Origin of the sequence: Stenotrophomonas terrae, from assembly GCF_039674165.1 — a bacterium.
Taxonomy (GTDB): domain Bacteria; phylum Pseudomonadota; class Gammaproteobacteria; order Xanthomonadales; family Xanthomonadaceae; genus Stenotrophomonas; species Stenotrophomonas terrae_A.
Map to the genome: position 1 here is coordinate 15,519 of NZ_JBDJMY010000035.1, position 14,740 is coordinate 30,258.

9 protein-coding genes are annotated in these 14,740 nt (G+C 62.3%); 7 read left to right on the forward strand and 2 right to left on the reverse strand.

Translation table 11 applies throughout. The features are described 5' to 3' along the window. Nucleotides 1-160 precede the first annotated feature (160 nt). Nucleotides 161-1,789: a TldD/PmbA family protein gene (locus ABE493_RS14125; protein WP_346499548.1), complete on the reverse strand. Its 1,629-nt coding sequence runs from the start codon at nt 1,787-1,789 to the stop codon at nt 161-163. 160 nt (nt 1,790-1,949) lie between these two features. On the opposite strand from ABE493_RS14125, the gene ABE493_RS14130 reads away from it, so the two are divergent. The 4 genes from ABE493_RS14130 (at nt 1,950) to ABE493_RS14145 (ending at nt 5,836) form a co-directional block, all read left to right on the forward strand. Next, a complete protein-coding gene (locus tag ABE493_RS14130; RefSeq protein WP_346499550.1) occupies nt 1,950-2,582 on the forward strand; it encodes a DUF938 domain-containing protein in 633 nt (210 codons plus the stop codon). A 48-nt stretch (nt 2,583-2,630) separates the two neighbouring features. Beyond that, nucleotides 2,631-4,535, forward strand: a complete 1,905-nt coding sequence (locus ABE493_RS14135) for a peptidase M61 (protein ID WP_346499551.1) — start codon at nt 2,631-2,633, stop codon at nt 4,533-4,535. 204 nt (nt 4,536-4,739) lie between these two features. Next, on the forward strand, nt 4,740-5,111 hold the full coding sequence (locus ABE493_RS14140; RefSeq protein WP_346499552.1) for a hypothetical protein: 372 nt from the start codon (nt 4,740-4,742) through the stop codon (nt 5,109-5,111). 278 nt (nt 5,112-5,389) lie between these two features. Continuing rightward, on the forward strand, nt 5,390-5,836 hold the full coding sequence (locus ABE493_RS14145) for a DUF1579 family protein (protein WP_346499553.1): 447 nt from the start codon (nt 5,390-5,392) through the stop codon (nt 5,834-5,836). A 2,192-nt stretch (nt 5,837-8,028) separates the two neighbouring features. Here the strand turns inward: ABE493_RS14145 and ABE493_RS14150 are convergent. Further along, nucleotides 8,029-11,739 (reverse strand): indolepyruvate ferredoxin oxidoreductase family protein, encoded by a 3,711-nt coding sequence (locus ABE493_RS14150; protein WP_346499554.1) that lies wholly within the window; start codon nt 11,737-11,739, stop codon nt 8,029-8,031. Between the two features lie 187 nt (nt 11,740-11,926). On the opposite strand from ABE493_RS14150, the gene ABE493_RS14155 reads away from it, so the two are divergent. The 3 genes from ABE493_RS14155 (at nt 11,927) to ABE493_RS14165 (ending at nt 14,669) form a co-directional block, all read left to right on the forward strand. Continuing rightward, nucleotides 11,927-12,547: a tetratricopeptide repeat protein gene (locus ABE493_RS14155; RefSeq protein ID WP_430980788.1), complete on the forward strand. Its 621-nt coding sequence runs from the start codon at nt 11,927-11,929 to the stop codon at nt 12,545-12,547. Between the two features lie 106 nt (nt 12,548-12,653). Then, a complete protein-coding gene (locus tag ABE493_RS14160; RefSeq protein ID WP_346499556.1) occupies nt 12,654-13,568 on the forward strand; it encodes an AEC family transporter in 915 nt (304 codons plus the stop codon). 30 nt (nt 13,569-13,598) lie between these two features. Continuing rightward, a complete protein-coding gene (locus ABE493_RS14165) occupies nt 13,599-14,669 on the forward strand; it encodes a hypothetical protein (RefSeq protein WP_346499557.1) in 1,071 nt (356 codons plus the stop codon). The last annotated feature ends 71 nt before the right edge of the window (nt 14,670-14,740 follow it).

Consider the following 14,740-nt stretch of genomic DNA (forward strand, 5'->3'; position numbering starts at 1 on the left):
AGCTTCCCCTCATCCGCCCCTTCGGGGCACCTTCTCCCGTAGACGGGAGAAGGGAGTCTACGGCTAAGCCTGCGATCTGCGAGTCCACGGCCAAGCCTGCGATCTGATAGCCCCTCTCCCGCTTGCGGGAGAGGGGTTGGGGTGAGGGCAGCTCTATGCCTTACCCCAACGACCGCGCCGTATTGATGATGTTCACCCCATTGAAGCGCGTCGTCGCCGAACCATGCGACACCGCCGATACCTGCCCCGGCTGGCCCTTGCCGTCAAAGAACGAACCGCCCATGCGGAAATCGCGTTCATCGCAAATGGCGCTGCAGGCATTCCAGAATTCCGGCGTGCGGATCTGATACGCAGCATCCTCGACCATGCCGGCAATCTCGCCGTTCTTGATCTGGTAGCAGAGCTGCCCACCAAACTGCGCGTTGTAACGCTGCTGGTCGATCGAATAGGAACCACGGCCATGGATGTAGATGCCGTTCTCCACGTCCTTCACCATCTGCGCAGGCGTCAGCGGCGCCTTGCCCGGCGCCAGCGACACATTGGCCATGCGCTGGAACTGCACGCTCTTCCACGAGTCCGCATAGCTGCAGCCGTGCGACGCGTTCTCGCCGAGGATATGCACCTCATCGCGGGTGGCCTGGTAATTGACCAGCACGCCGTCCTTGACCAAATCCCACTTGCGGGTTTTCACGCCTTCATCGTCGTAACCCACCGCACCCAGGCTGTAAGGTACGGTCTTGTCGGCGGTGAAATTGACGATGTCGCTGCCCCAGCGGAAGCCGGCCTCGCGCTTGTCCAGGGTGGCGAAGCTGGTGCCGGCGTAATTGGCTTCGTAACCGAGCACGCGGTCCAGTTCCAGCGGATGGCCAACGTTCTCGTGGATGGTCAGGAACAGGTTGGAGGGGTCCAGCACCAGATCGTACTTGCCCGGCTTCACCGACGGCGCGCTGAGCTTGGCCCGCGCCTGCTTGGCGGCGGCGATGGCGTCCTCCACCGGATCATAGGAATGGCCATAGCCAACCACGCCCCCCGGCAGCTGGTGCTTGTCAGCGGCATTTCCTTCCAAGAACTCCCAGCCCATGCCCGCCGGCGCCGATAACCCGGCCCGGGTGCGGAACTTGCCGCTGGCCTTGTCGATGGCGGTGGCAGTGAACGGCAGCCAGATGCGGTGCACGTCCTGGTCGATCCACGAGCCATCGCTGGAGGCGAAATACTTCTGCTCGTTGACCAGGAACAGTTGTGAGTTGATGAAGTTGGCGCCGGCATTGATCGCAGCGGCGTTGATCGACAACAGCAGCTCCACCTTGTCCTTGACCGGCACGGCCATCGCGTTCTGCCGGATCGGCGTCTTCCACTGCACCTGCCCCACACCCGGCGTGGGTGCCAACTGCACCGGCTTGGTCTGGATCTTCGCATTGGCGCGGCCAATGGCCAGCGCCTGCGCCACCGCAGCGGCCACACCCTGCGCGGTGGACTGGTTGCTGGCGGCAAAGCCCCACGCACCATTGACGATCACGCGGATGCCGACGCCGGCCGACTCACTGTTGGTGACGTTCTGCACCCGGTCCTCGCGGGTGACGATGGCCTGGTTGAGGTAGCGGCCAATGCGCACATCGCAGTAGCTGGCGCCGCCCTGCTTGGCAAGCGCCAGCACGGTATCGGCCAGCAGCTTCTTCTTGGCCACATCGGCCGGGGCCAACAACTCCTCGGCTGCGATCAGCTGTGCATTGGGCAGCATGAAACCGGCGAGGCCGAGGCCGGAAAGCGAAAGAAACTGGCGGCGTTGCATGACGGGCGGAACTCCAGAGCCAGCGATGCCATGCACCGCACAAGACCCTTGAATCTCTACGGGGCGAGGGTTTGAGCACAAGTGACCAACGTCATGCATGGCCGCAAACCGGCACTGCGAACTGCGGCACAATCAGCAGTGTCATCAACAGGCCCCGATAATGACCAAGCCCTACGCCGAATCCTGTGAGCGCAACAGCGCGCCCATCCTGCAGGTGCTGCAGCGCCATCTGGGCCAGGCCCGCAGCGTGTTGGAGATTGGCAGCGGCACCGGCCAGCACGCCGTGCACTTCGCTGCGGCACTGCCATGGCTGCGTTGGCAGGCCAGCGATCACCGCGACTATCTGCCCGGCATCGGCCAATGGCTGGACGAGGCCGGCTTGCCCAATACCCCGCCAGCGTTGGAACTGCAGGCGGTGATCGGAAGCGGCCTGCAACCGTTGCCGCCGTTACCCGCGCATGACGACGTTGCCGGCTTCGATGCGGTGTTCACCGCCAATACCCTGCACATCATGGGCTGGGAGGAGGTGCAGGCCGTGTTCGCCGGCTTGCCGTTGTTGATGGCGCCGGATGCGCTGTTCATCGCCTACGGGCCATTCAATTATAACGGCGCATTCACCAGCGACAGCAACCGAACCTTCGACGGCTGGCTCAAGGCCCGCGACCCGCGTTCGGGCATCCGCGATTTCGAGGCCGTCGACGCCTTGGCGCGTGCGCAGCAGCTGGTGCTGCGTGAGGACGTGGCCATGCCTGCCAACAACCGTTGCCTGGTATGGCAGCGGATGCGCGGCTGAAGCTGGCCGGGCTAGGATGCAATCACTTCAGGCAAAGGGCGGTGCGTGATGCGGGGACGTAACTGGTTGTTGGCGATGATGCTGGGTGCCGCAGCGCCGCTGGCATGCGCGCAGACGCAGCCGATGGATGCACGCGCGGCGGCAATGCAGGTGCAGGCCAGCTACCCGGGCGTGATTGAGCTGGACGTGGATGCCAGTGACCTCCAACGCCGTATCCAGCGCGTGCACCAGCGCATTCCCGTATCGGCCGGCGCGCTGACCCTGTGGTATCCGCAGTGGATCCCCGGCAATCACGCGCCTACCGGCCCGATCAACCAGATGGCCGGGCTGGTCATCCGTGGCAACGGCCAGGCGCTGCAATGGACGCGCGATTCCGGCGACATGTATGCCTTCAAGCTGCAGGTGCCGGAAGGCGTCAGCATGCTGGATATCGAGTTCCAATATCTGTCACCGACCGCCTCCGATCAGGGCCGGGTGGCGATGACATCGAACATGCTCGACCTGCAATGGCATCGCGTGCTGCTGTACCCGGCTGGATATGACGCACGCGGCATCCAGGTCAAACCCAGCCTGCGCCTGCCCGACGGCTGGCAGAGCGGCACCGCGCTCGATATCGCCCAACACAGCGGTGGCACGGAGCAGTACAAACCGGTGTCGCTGATGACGCTGATAGATTCACCGGTATTCGCGGGCCAGTACTTCAAGCGCTTCGCATTGGATGAAGCCTCAAAACAGCCCGTCTGGCTGGACGTGGTCGGCGAGAACCCGCAAGGCCTACAGGCCGATGCCAAGGTGCTGGACGCTCACCGTGCGCTGGTGCGCGAGGCCGATGCGGTATTCGGCGCGCGGCCGTATACGCGCTACAACTTCCTGCTGGCGGTGTCGGATGTGTTCAGTGGCATCGGCCTGGAACACGCGCAGAGCAGCGAGAACGGCATGCACGACGGCTATCTGCGTGGCGAGCGGCCTTTCCTCGACAACGACCTGCTGCCGCACGAGTACGCACATGCCTGGGTAGGCAAGGCCTGGCGCCCGCGCCCAACCTGGGTGCCGCATTACAACGCGCCGATGTTCAACGACGATCTGTGGATGTACGAAGGCCAGACCCAGTACTGGGCAGTCGTGTTGGCCGCACGTTCGGGCCTGTGGAAGCCGGACTACGCCATGGCGATGCTGGCCCAGTTGCAGGCCAACTACGCAACACAGCCGGGTCGGCAATGGCGTGATCTGCACGACACCGTGCATCAAGGCATCCTCGACTTCAATTCCAAGCCGCAGGCCTGGGCGGACTGGCAGCGTGCGTTCGAGTTCTACAACGAGAGCACGCTGCTATGGCTGGGCGTGGATGCACGCCTGCGCAGCCTGTCGAAGGGCAAGGTCACGCTGGATGATTTCGCGAAGCGTTTCCACCAGGGCGGCAAGCAGGGCGAGATCCGCCTGTACGACCGCGCCGACGTGATGCAGGGCTTGGAAGCGGTGCAGTCCGGCAACTGGGATGCCTTCATCGGCAGCCGACTGGATGCACGCGATGGCAAGGCGCCGGATGGTTTGGCTGCAGCGGGTTGGGAGCTGTACTTCGACGACCAGCCGAACCTGGTGATTGCAGATGGTGAAGCCGATGGCGCAACCGACCTGCAGTACTCGCTGGGCTTGAAGGTCGGCAGTGATGGCGTGCTGCAGGCCGTCGGCTGGGACAGCCCGGCATTCAAGGCGGGCCTGGCCAAGGATGTGACGATTGTTGCGGTGAACGGCTTGGCTTACAGCGGCGGGCGCATCAAGCAGGCGCTGAAGGATGGCAAGCAGAGCGGCACACCGATCGAGTTGATCGTGCGGCAGGCGGATAGTTTCCGTACCGTGCGCATCGATTACCGCGAGGGGCTGAGGTATCCGCATCTGCGGCGGATTGAAGGGACGGCGGATCTGTTGACGCGGATTTTGGCGGCGAAGCGGTAACGAACGGCCAGCGTTGCTAGCTAACCCTTCTCCCGTCTGCGGGAGAAGGTGCCCCGAAGGGGCGGATGAGGGGAGGCTTTAAAAGGCGCCCCACACAAGCAACAGCAAACCGTAGTCCGGCGCCAAACAATTCAACCAAGCCAACCCGTTACGCGGGCAACCCCAACTTCAAAGTCTGGTGCCATGAGAACATTCGTACTGGTTATGTTGATCCTGCTGTCACCGTGGGCCCGCGCATCAAGGCCGATCATGGAAGACGAAGCGCTAGCCTGCGTAAATGGCGGCACGCCCGCCAGGACGGGAGAAATGCACACAGTCTCCTTCAGCAACGGCTACGAAATGGATGTGCTGGACCCGGGCACGCTTGCTTCAATGGCTGTTCTCAAATCGTCTGGAACCTACAGCGCAACATTCAAAGTAAATGGCTTGACCACCCAGACGATCGATTTCAGCTTCAAAGGCTTTCCGGATACCAATGTCTGTTTCAGCTATGACAAATCCAAGGAGGTCTGGTCAATCAGCAGGACACCTCGCGACGTCTGTCACGCCTGCTCGCTGGAGAGTCGTGGTCACTGAAGATCTGTTCACGCAGGTGCTGGCTTGTGGTGCGGTTTTTCAGCCGTTGTAAGCGTCTCTACTGGCTGAAAGCAAATGCCCGGAGTGGAGGTGTCGTTGATGGGGTGGATCTGTGAGCGATCTACCATGGGCCAAGAGCAACGTACTGAATCGACGCGGCACTCCATGCTTTGCTGTAGATACGTACCGCGATCAGGGAATGGCGTGTTGAAAAATGGCATCGGCATGTCGAGATTCACCGCTCTGGTTCGTCGAGTAGAAACACATAGGAGAATTCCATGGCCCAGAAGCCCTTCCACTCCGAGCATCACCGCCGCCTCGACATTCTCAACGGAACGTGGCAGACCACCATCACTGCACTGGAGCCCGACGGCAGCGAAGGGGATACATCCGAAGCGTCCGATATCTACTCATGGCTGCCCAATGGCCACTTCCTGATGCATGAGATAGACGCCATGATGGGATCGCAGCGCGTGCAGTCGGTCGAGATGATCGGTATCGACAGCACTTCTGGCGAGTTCTTCAGCCGAAGTTACGATCCCGATGGCAGCACGAATGACTTCATCTCCAGGATCGATGGACGCAGCTACATGATTGACGGGAAGAGCCAACGATTCGTTGGCTGCTTCAGCGACGACGGGTCCCAGTTGACTGGCGAGTGGACCCAACTGGATGGCGATCACTGGAAGCCCTTTGTCAGGATCCTTCTTGAGAAGAAGTTGTAAGAATCAGGGCCAAGCCTATGCAGCCCATAACAGAGTCCGGAGCTCCGGGATTCAGGGTGCAGGGTTCAAGCTCAGATTGATCGAGGTCGAACTTGTTGGATGACCATTCTGTCACCTGTGTACCGTCCTTTGACCATTGTTTCCCGCTTCATTTACTGGCTCGTCGGACGGTCTCAATAGCTGGTTGCGAGCCATAGCGGACATTGGTACGGTCGAGACCGCCGCTGAGTCAGGTCACATGATAGCTTGTTCGCCGGACCTCGCCGCCTCAGGATCGAGCCGTGCCAAAGTGGGTAGCCTGCCATATGGTGCTTTGCGTACAGGCCGCATAACCGGATCCACCGGCCCTTCTATTAGTTAGCTTGCTTTCTGATGAGGTTTTCCCTTGTATCGAACCTGTTTATTGACTTTGCTACTTATCGTCGCCCCCGCTCAGGCGCAAGACAATCAACCCGAGGGACTCACCTCAACTGAGGAAAGGGCAAGCATTTCCGCCGCTGAATCTATCGGTGGAGTTTTGTTTGTCCACGATCGCGCAGCCGAGGCAGCAACTGATGCCTTACTGAAAATCAGAGGATTTCGGAAAGATCGACGTGTCGCAGGCTGGGTCACGGAAGAAAAAGAGGGAAATATCTCAGTCACGTTTGTGGGGTCAGAAGACGCTCTGGTCACGAAGGCCCTGTACCAAGCAGTTGTTACTACTGGAGGCCTAATAGTTGGAGCGCCAGTAGCTTTGGATATCCCGGAGGAGCTAACGGCGTACGAGGCAGCAGCGTTCACGGCTCGATCGGCAGCACTAGCCTCTGGGTTTTCGCCTTGCGCATCTACTTACAATACGGTTGTTCTGCCAGCTGATGACACGCCGCTGCGGGGTTGGCGTGTTTACCTCCTCCCAGGTACAACCAAACCAGGCGTTGTTCCGTTGGGCGGCACCTATCGCTTGGACATAGCATCTGATGGAAAGTCTGTGCTCGGCCAACGCGGCTTCACACGCACCTGCATCCAACTTGGATCAGGGCCACGTGTTGCGGCGATGATGGTCACGCACTTGCTTGACCCAGTGCCGACCGAGGCACACGTGTTCTGGGCGCTATGGGCAGCCAAGCCAATGTACGTTTCTACCCCTGCCGGACTCTGGAAAATTGAGAGTGGCACAGTAGCGAGAGTGCAGGACGACGCGACAGAGCACTAACAATTCGTCAAGCCAGCGCCGATTTCCGGCGCGGCTTAACTCGGACGAGTTGCGTCGATCGGTTGAATCCAAGGTCGGTAGCAGACGCGATGCTTGCATGGCAGCATCCGACCCTAAGCGGTCATTGGTTACCGCTGGGTCCGGCTATCCGCTGACTTGTTAGCCGAACCCTGCCGGCCTAAGATCAAGCTGCATCAAGGGAAAGCCCGCCATGCTGTGTTTTGTGGGTGAGTCGTATAACCGGACCCACGGGTCCGTCTACTAGGCAGTTGGGTGCCATGCCGAAATTTATCGTTTCTCTGACTGCGACCGTGTTGCTGACGCTATCGGGCGCTGCGCAAGCTTGCGCGCTCTCTCCCGATAGCCCGGAGGAGATTTTCAAAAACTATGGTTCAGTATTTCTTGCTCGCCCGCTCGCGATGTCACCTAGTCCAGAAGAAATTGAGCGACTGCCCACCAACGCTCGATATCAACAGACGGCAATCTGGCAAGTGGTAAGTGTCTGGAAAGGTGATCAGAGCGTTGGTGACACGTTTGTACAAATCGGAAGGCTCGATTCGAGAGATCCATGCTCGGGATGGGGGATCACTAGGAGCTACGAGCCACAGATCTTTTCCTTAGTGGCAGAGTCCACGTTCCACCAGCACTACGGTCTAGGTGCGGCCCACGCCGTACCCCAGTTCGATGCGCTCAAACATCGCGAGAGTCCACCTCTCGTAAAATGACACCTAGCAGTTCATGCAAGTCGGCGCGGCTTTGTGGCGCGGCTTAATTCCAGAATTGAATGTCCGTTACAGGCCATTGGCGGATATCGAATCAATGGTCTCCGGCACAGCTTGGCGCGCAAGCGCGGCCATCTCTGGTACCTATGGATTTCGAGATCCGCTGAAGCAATTTCAGCTCAGAAACAACCTGCAGCTTCAACGCCGTCGCTGAAGCTCAGACCGCGCAATGCAACCCATAGGTTGCATTGCGCATAAGCAACATATCCGTTGCCTGCTCAGGCCATCTGCACGATATGCAGCGCCTTCGGGTTGCGCCACGTTGCCAGCAAGGTCGCTTCGCGTGCCTTGGCTTCGTGCAGGTGCGCTTCCTTGACGTGGCCGTAGCCGCGGATGTGCTCGGGAATGCTGGCGATATCCACCGCCAGTGCCAGACGACGCGCATCCAACCCGCTGATCAGCTCCTGCAGGGTCTTCTCGTAGTCACTGATCAGCTGGCGCTCGCCACGGCGTTCTTCGGTGTAACCGAATACGTCGAAGCGGCCGCCGCGCAGGCCCTTGAGCTTGGCCAGCAGGCCGAAGGCCTTGAACATCCACGGGCCGTATTCCTTCTTCTGCAGCTGGCCCTGTTCGTCGCGCTTGGCGAACAGTGGCGGTGCCAGGTGGAAACGCACTTGGTAGTCGCCTTCGAACTGCTCGCTCACGCGCTTGATGAAGTCGCCGCTGGTGTACAGGCGGGCCACTTCGTATTCGTCCTTGTAAGCCATCAGCTTGAAGAAGTAGCGTGCGGCGGCTTCGCTCAATGCGGTGCTGCCGGGGATGGCCTGCTGCTCGGCGCTGCGCACCGCATCGATCAGCGTGCGGTAGCGGTTGGCGTAGGCGGCGTCCTGGTAGTCGGTGAGGAAGCTGCTGCGGCGGGCGATCAGTTCGTCCAGCGAACGCGACAGATGTGCGTCGTCCAGTGAGGCGAACGCGGCTTCACCGCTGATGCGGCTTGCGGCCGGCAAGCCGCGTACGTCCGGCTCGTTGCCGGGGTTGCGCGGCGCCGACGGTGCGCCGGCTTCGCTGCCTTCCCACTCGCCGGGCGGCAGTTCGCGCAGTGCATGCGGCTTGCGCTCGGCATCGGTTGGCGCGTTGTGGACCAGGCCGGCGGCCTGCTGCACGGCCTGCGAATCGATCGCGGCCAGGCGGCCCCAGGCGAACGCGGTCTGGTTCATGGTCACGGCGGCGCCGTTGAGCTCCACCGCGCGCATCAGCGATTCCAACGACAGCGGCACCAGGCCCTGCTGCCAGGCGAAGCCGAGGATGAACAGGTTGGAGGCAATCGCATCGCCGAGCAGGGCAGTGGCCAGCTGGGTGGCGTCGAGCAGGATCGGGTCGCGCCCGCCCAAGGCCAGCTTCACGCCGGCAATGATGTCGGCGGCCGGGAACTGCATGTCCGGATGCGTGGTGAAAGTGCCGGGCATCGCTTCGTAGGTGTTCAACACCACCTGCGAGCGCTCGCCGCGCACCTTGGACAGCGCCCAGTAGTCGTTGACCACCACCATGTCGCAGCCCAGCACCAGGTCGGCTTCGCCGGCGGCGATGCGCACCGCGTGGATGTCAGCCGGGCTGTTGGCGATGCGGATATGGGTGGTGACCGCGCCGCCCTTCTGCGCCAGACCGGTCTGGTCGAGCACGCTTGCGCCCTTGCCTTCGAGGTGGCCGGCCATGCCGAGCAGCGCGCCGATGGTCACCACGCCGGTACCGCCGACGCCGGTGATCAGAATGTTCCAGGGCTGCGCGAAATCAGTGCGGAAGGTGGGCGCCGGCAGGTTGTCGAGCAGGCTGGCGGCGCTGCTCTTGCTGCCTTTGCGCAGCTGGCCGCCGTGCACGGTGACGAAGCTCGGGCAGAAGCCGGTGGTGCAGGAGAAATCCTTGTTGCAGTTGGACTGGTCGATATCGCGCTTGCGCCCGAACTCGGTTTCCTTCGGCAGCACCGACACGCAGAAGCTCTTCTCGCCGCAGTCACCGCAGCCCTCGCAGACCAGCGAGTTGATCATGGTGCGCTTGGCCGGGTCGACGATCTTGCCGCGCTTGCGGCGGCGGCGCTTCTCGGTGGCGCAGGTCTGTTCGTAGATCAGGATGCTGGTGCCCTTCACCGTGCGCAGGTGCTGCTGCACGCTGTCGAGTTCGGCGCGGTCGTGGAACTCCACATCGGACGGGAACTCGTGGCGGCGCGACTTCCACTTCTGGATGTCGTCGGACAGCAGCACGATGGTGTACACGCCTTCCGAACGCATCTGGTGCGCGATCTGCGGCACGGTCAGGGTGCCGTCCACCGGCTGGCCGCCGGTCATCGCCACCGCATCGTTGTAGAGGATCTTGTAGGTGATGTTGACGCCAGCGGCGATGGCCTGGCGGATCGCCAGCGAGCCGCTGTGGAAATAGGTGCCGTCGCCGAGGTTCTGGAACACATGCTCGGTAGCGGTGAACGCAGCCTGCCCAGCCCAGGTGACGCCTTCGCCACCCATGTGGGTGAAGGTGTCGGTATCGCGGTCCATCCACGTCACCATGTAGTGGCAGCCGATGCCGGCCAGCGCACGCGAGCCTTCCGGCACCTTGGTGGAGGTGTTGTGCGGGCAGCCGGAACAGTAATGCGGCACGCGCGGGAACTGCGCGCGCGGCAGGGCCATCTCGGCTTCTTTAACATCCATCCAGCGCAGGCGTTCTTCGATGGATTCGGTGTTGAAGAAACGCTGGATGCGGCGGCCGATCACCCCGGCAATCGTCGCCGGGGTCAGCTCGCCGGTGGACGGCAGGATCCACTCGCCCTGCTCGTCGTACTTGCCGACGATGGACGGGCGTGCACCCCAGTTGGCCGGCCAGTTGTAGAAGTATTCCTTCATCTGCCGCTCGATGAAGGCTTTCTTTTCCTCCACCACGACGATGTCTTCCAAGCCGCGGGAGAATTCACCGATGCCCTGCGGTTCCAGCGGCCAGGTCATGCCTACCTTGTAGACGCGGATGCCAATCTCGGCGCAGGCCTTTTCGTCCAGGCCCAGGTATTCCAGCGCCTGCAGCACGTCCAGGTAGCTCTTGCCGGTGGTGACGATGCCCAGCCGCGCGCGCGGCGAATCCATCACCACCTTGTCGATGCCGTTGGCGCGTGCAAACGCCTGCGCGGCCTTCACCGCATAACGGTGCAGGCGCATTTCCTGTTCCAGCGGCGGGTCCGGCCAGCGGATGTTGAGGCCGGTGGCTGGCATCTCAAAATCTTCCGGCAGGATGATCTGGCGGGCGAACGGGTTCACGTCCACCGACGCCGAGGACTCCACCGTCTCGGCAATGGTCTTGAAGCCGATCCAGCGGCCGGTGTATCGGCTCATCGCCCAACCGACCAGGCCCATGTCGAGGATGTCCTGCACGCCGGCCGGGTTCAGCACCGGCATCATCGCGCTGACGAACTCCTCTTCGCTGCCGTGGGGCAGGGTGGAGCTGCGGCAGGCATGGTCGTCGGCGGCCAGCGCCAGCACGCCACCGTGCTTCGAGGTGCCGGCGGCATTGGCGTGCTTGAACACGTCACCGCAGCGGTCCACGCCCGGGCCCTTGCCGTACCACATGCCATACACGCCATCGACGTTGGCACCGGGGAACAGGTTGGTCTGCTGCGTGCCCCAGACCATGGTGGCGCCCAGGTCCTCGTTGAGGCCGGGGATGAACTTCACCTTGGCCGCTTCCAGGTGCTTGCGCGCGCGCCACAGCTCCAGGTCGAAGCCGCCCAGCGGCGAGCCACGGTAGCCGCTGATGAAGCCGCCGGTATTCAGGCCGGCGGCGGCATCGCGCTGCTGCTGCATCAAAGGCAGGCGCACCAGCGCCTGCACACCGCTCAGGTAGATGCGGCCATCGGTACGCGTGTACTTGTGCTCCAGTGTGTAATCGGAATCACGCACGCCGATCAGCGGGTCGTTGGCGGAAGCAGGCGAGGTAAGTTCGGCGGTACTGGTCATGGCTGGCCCATTGCGGAAACGGCTGGCAGATGCCAGCCGGCGGGGCCGGTGGCAGCCGCGGATTGTAGCAGCGGGGCTTTCATCACCCTGTAACCATGTCGCGCGTAGCGCCGGGAGGGGTTAGGATCGGGGCCGGGTGGGGGATAACTGTTTTATGGGGGTTGCAGTGATGGGGGTTACAAAGCGCATGGCCGCTGGCGCGTTGGTGCTGGCGAGTCTGCTTGTTTCGAATGCACAGGCGCAGAGCCTGCCGAAGATCAACGAGTTCTATTTCGACGAGGATGTGGCGGCAAAGCCCATCCACGCGGTGTCGCCTGAACAGGCAGATGCGGTGGATCAGCTGATGAAGCTGCGCGAGCGTGGCCGCAAGGGCGTGGAAGCCACAGCCCAGTTGGCCAGCATCGCCTACCGTGATGGTCGCGATGAGCTTGGTGCCAAGCTGTACCAGGAAGCCTTGGCCTCGGTCGCTGACAACTCCGTACAGGCCCGTGGCCTGCGCTGGAACCATGGTTGGGACCTGTATCGCCGTGGCGATGCCCAGGACGCCCTGAATCACTGGGTCAGGGTTGCCGAGGGTACGCGCGGCTTCCCGTCATGGCTGCCGCCAACGTTGGCGCTTGCACTGTGGAACCTGGACCGCAAGGACGAAGCCGTAGCCTGGTATGCGGCCGCCGTGCGCACCGAGCCGGGGCAATGGGCCGCGACAACGGCCTATCCGCAGCTGTTGCCGCTGTGGACCGATGCCGAACGCACCCAGCTGGCCCAGGTGCAGCAGGCATGGGCGGCCAATCCGCCGGCATGGCCGTAAGGCCGGGGCTGCAATGCCGTACCCGCAGCACATGCGGGTACGGTGACAGGAGGTTTTGAGCCGGCGCTGATTTCCCCTGCGGGGCAGCGCGGCGCAAGCTTGCACCATGGCATTCGACGCATTCGCACTGATTCTGGCCATGCTCGCCCTGGGCATGGTATTCGCACGTTTCCGGGTGTTCCCGGACAACGCTGCCGACGTGCTCAACAAGGTGGTGCTGTACATCTGCCTGCCGGCGGCGGTGCTGACCTATGTGCCGCGCCTGCAGCTGGATGTGTCACTGCTGGGCATCATGCTCACACCGTGGCTGCTGATGCTGTTGACGCTGGCCCTGGTAAGCCTGGCCACGCGCGTGTTCGGCTTCGAGCGGCAGGTGCATGCGGTGCTGTTGCTGTGCGTGGCGCTGTGCAATTCCAGCTTCATCGGCTACCCGATGGTTCGCGCGCTGCTGGGCGACCATGCCCTGCCGTATGCGGTGGTCTACGACCAGTTCGGCACTTTCGTGATGCTGTCCACCTTCGGCCTGTACGTGCTTGCACGTTACAGCGGCGACACCCCGCCCAGCACCGGCCAGATCCTGCTGCGCATCGCGCGTTTCCCACCGCTATGGGCACTGATATTCGCCTTGCTGGTGATGCCGGCAACACCGCCCAGCTGGATTGCCGGCGCACTGAAGAATGTGTCCGACGCGATGCTGCCCCTGGTGATGCTGGCGGTTGGCCTTACCATCCAACTGCGGCTGTCGCGCGCTGAACTGGCCCCGCTGGGTATCGGCCTGCTGCTGAAGCTGGTGGTGCTGCCGGCGGTTGCGCTGCCGCTGTCATGGGCGTTTGGGCTGCAGGGCGAGATGCTGCGGGTCAATGTGCTGGAAACCGCGATGCCGACAATGATCACCGCCGCCGCGCTGGCCATCTCGCACCGTCTGGCGCCACGGTTGGCGGCCGCGATGGTGGGTTATGGCATTGTGTTGTCGCTGATCACCTTGCCGGCCTGGGTGTGGGTGTTGGATCGGGTGGTTTGAGTGGGCGTCGTTGTACGCAGATGAAAGGAGATGGCTGTGCGCGAACAAGGAATGTGGTTGATGCTGTTGTTGGCGATGGCCACCACGGCGAACGCACAGTCATCTTCGGGCGATCTGGATGGCACTGCTCCTGAAGAACTGCTGATACAGGTGCAGGCACAGAATCAGGCGCGGATGGAACAGGCGCGCAAGCTGGCAAGCACGGGTGAACCGCTGAAGTTGTATGTAGCCGCCGGCCTGGCACCGATGTCGCTTGACTTGAAGAGCGGGCAACTCAGGGCAGAACCCGATGCCCAGGTCTGGTTGTTGGAAGCCATTGCCAAGGGAAGCGATGCGCCGCTGATCGCTGCCACAGCCATTCGTCGTTGTCTTGATGGCGGGGATTGTGCGGTAGAAGCAGCGGCAAGGACGTTGCAGGCCGACGCGGGTGCGGATGCGCAGTTGTTGTTGATGCGCTGGGGGCAGCAACGTGGCGATCAGGCCGGTGCTGAAGAGTCGAAGCAACGCGCCTTGAATGCGCCGCGTTACGACGACAAGCTGCGCGTGATCATAAGGCTGTTGGACGAGGCGACCGCTGGCATGGTTTGGCCTTTGGTCCAACCACGGCAGGCGGCGCAATGGGAGCAGGCCAACAATGGCTGGTATGCCGAACATGAGCGGGTGGCAACGCTCTTCAGTATTGCGCTGGGCATGTGGCAGCCGGAGTTGAAAGCCGCTTTTGCGATCTGCCCGGACGGCGCTTCTGACATCCCCCGGCGCGAGCAGTGCCGAAACCTGCTGATGACGATGGCGGACAGCGGTTCGATGTTGTTGGCCAAGGCAGGTCTGCAGCGACTGGCACGGATGGGGCCGACCCCTGAGGAAGCCAGGCAGTTGGCCGAGCGCGCACGGGAGCTGGATTGGTTGCTGTCTCAGAGCACACAGTTCTTAAACAACAATGACCCTGCACAGAAAGCATCGACCGTCGAACCACAGGTCTATATGCGGTGGTTTGGGGAAGTGGGCGAGATCGCGGCAATGCGCAGATTGCTGCAACAACGGGGTGAGCCGGTGCTGCCGCCGGTGAGTTGGGAGCCGCCACCGATTCCACCCAGCCATTGAGCTCAAAGCGCGAAGCGTGCTGCAAGGGTGCCCATGTCGAGCAGCAGGAAGCACGGCAGAGAGCGATAAGG

Excerpts from the sequence above, each read along its gene's own strand:
- ABE493_RS14125 (WP_346499548.1), bottom strand. The coding sequence starts at position 1,789 with ATGCAACGCCGCCAGTTTCTTTCGCTTTCCGGCCTCGGCCTCGCCGGT.
- ABE493_RS14130 (WP_346499550.1), top strand. The coding sequence starts at position 1,950 with ATGACCAAGCCCTACGCCGAATCCTGTGAGCGCAACAGCGCGCCCATC.
- ABE493_RS14135 (WP_346499551.1), top strand. The coding sequence starts at position 2,631 with ATGCGGGGACGTAACTGGTTGTTGGCGATGATGCTGGGTGCCGCAGCG.
- ABE493_RS14140 (WP_346499552.1), top strand. The coding sequence starts at position 4,740 with ATGTTGATCCTGCTGTCACCGTGGGCCCGCGCATCAAGGCCGATCATG.
- ABE493_RS14145 (WP_346499553.1), top strand. The coding sequence starts at position 5,390 with ATGGCCCAGAAGCCCTTCCACTCCGAGCATCACCGCCGCCTCGACATT.
- ABE493_RS14150 (WP_346499554.1), bottom strand. The coding sequence starts at position 11,739 with ATGACCAGTACCGCCGAACTTACCTCGCCTGCTTCCGCCAACGACCCG.
- ABE493_RS14155 (WP_430980788.1), top strand. The coding sequence starts at position 11,927 with ATGGCCGCTGGCGCGTTGGTGCTGGCGAGTCTGCTTGTTTCGAATGCA.
- ABE493_RS14160 (WP_346499556.1), top strand. The coding sequence starts at position 12,654 with ATGGCATTCGACGCATTCGCACTGATTCTGGCCATGCTCGCCCTGGGC.
- ABE493_RS14165 (WP_346499557.1), top strand. The coding sequence starts at position 13,599 with ATGGCTGTGCGCGAACAAGGAATGTGGTTGATGCTGTTGTTGGCGATG.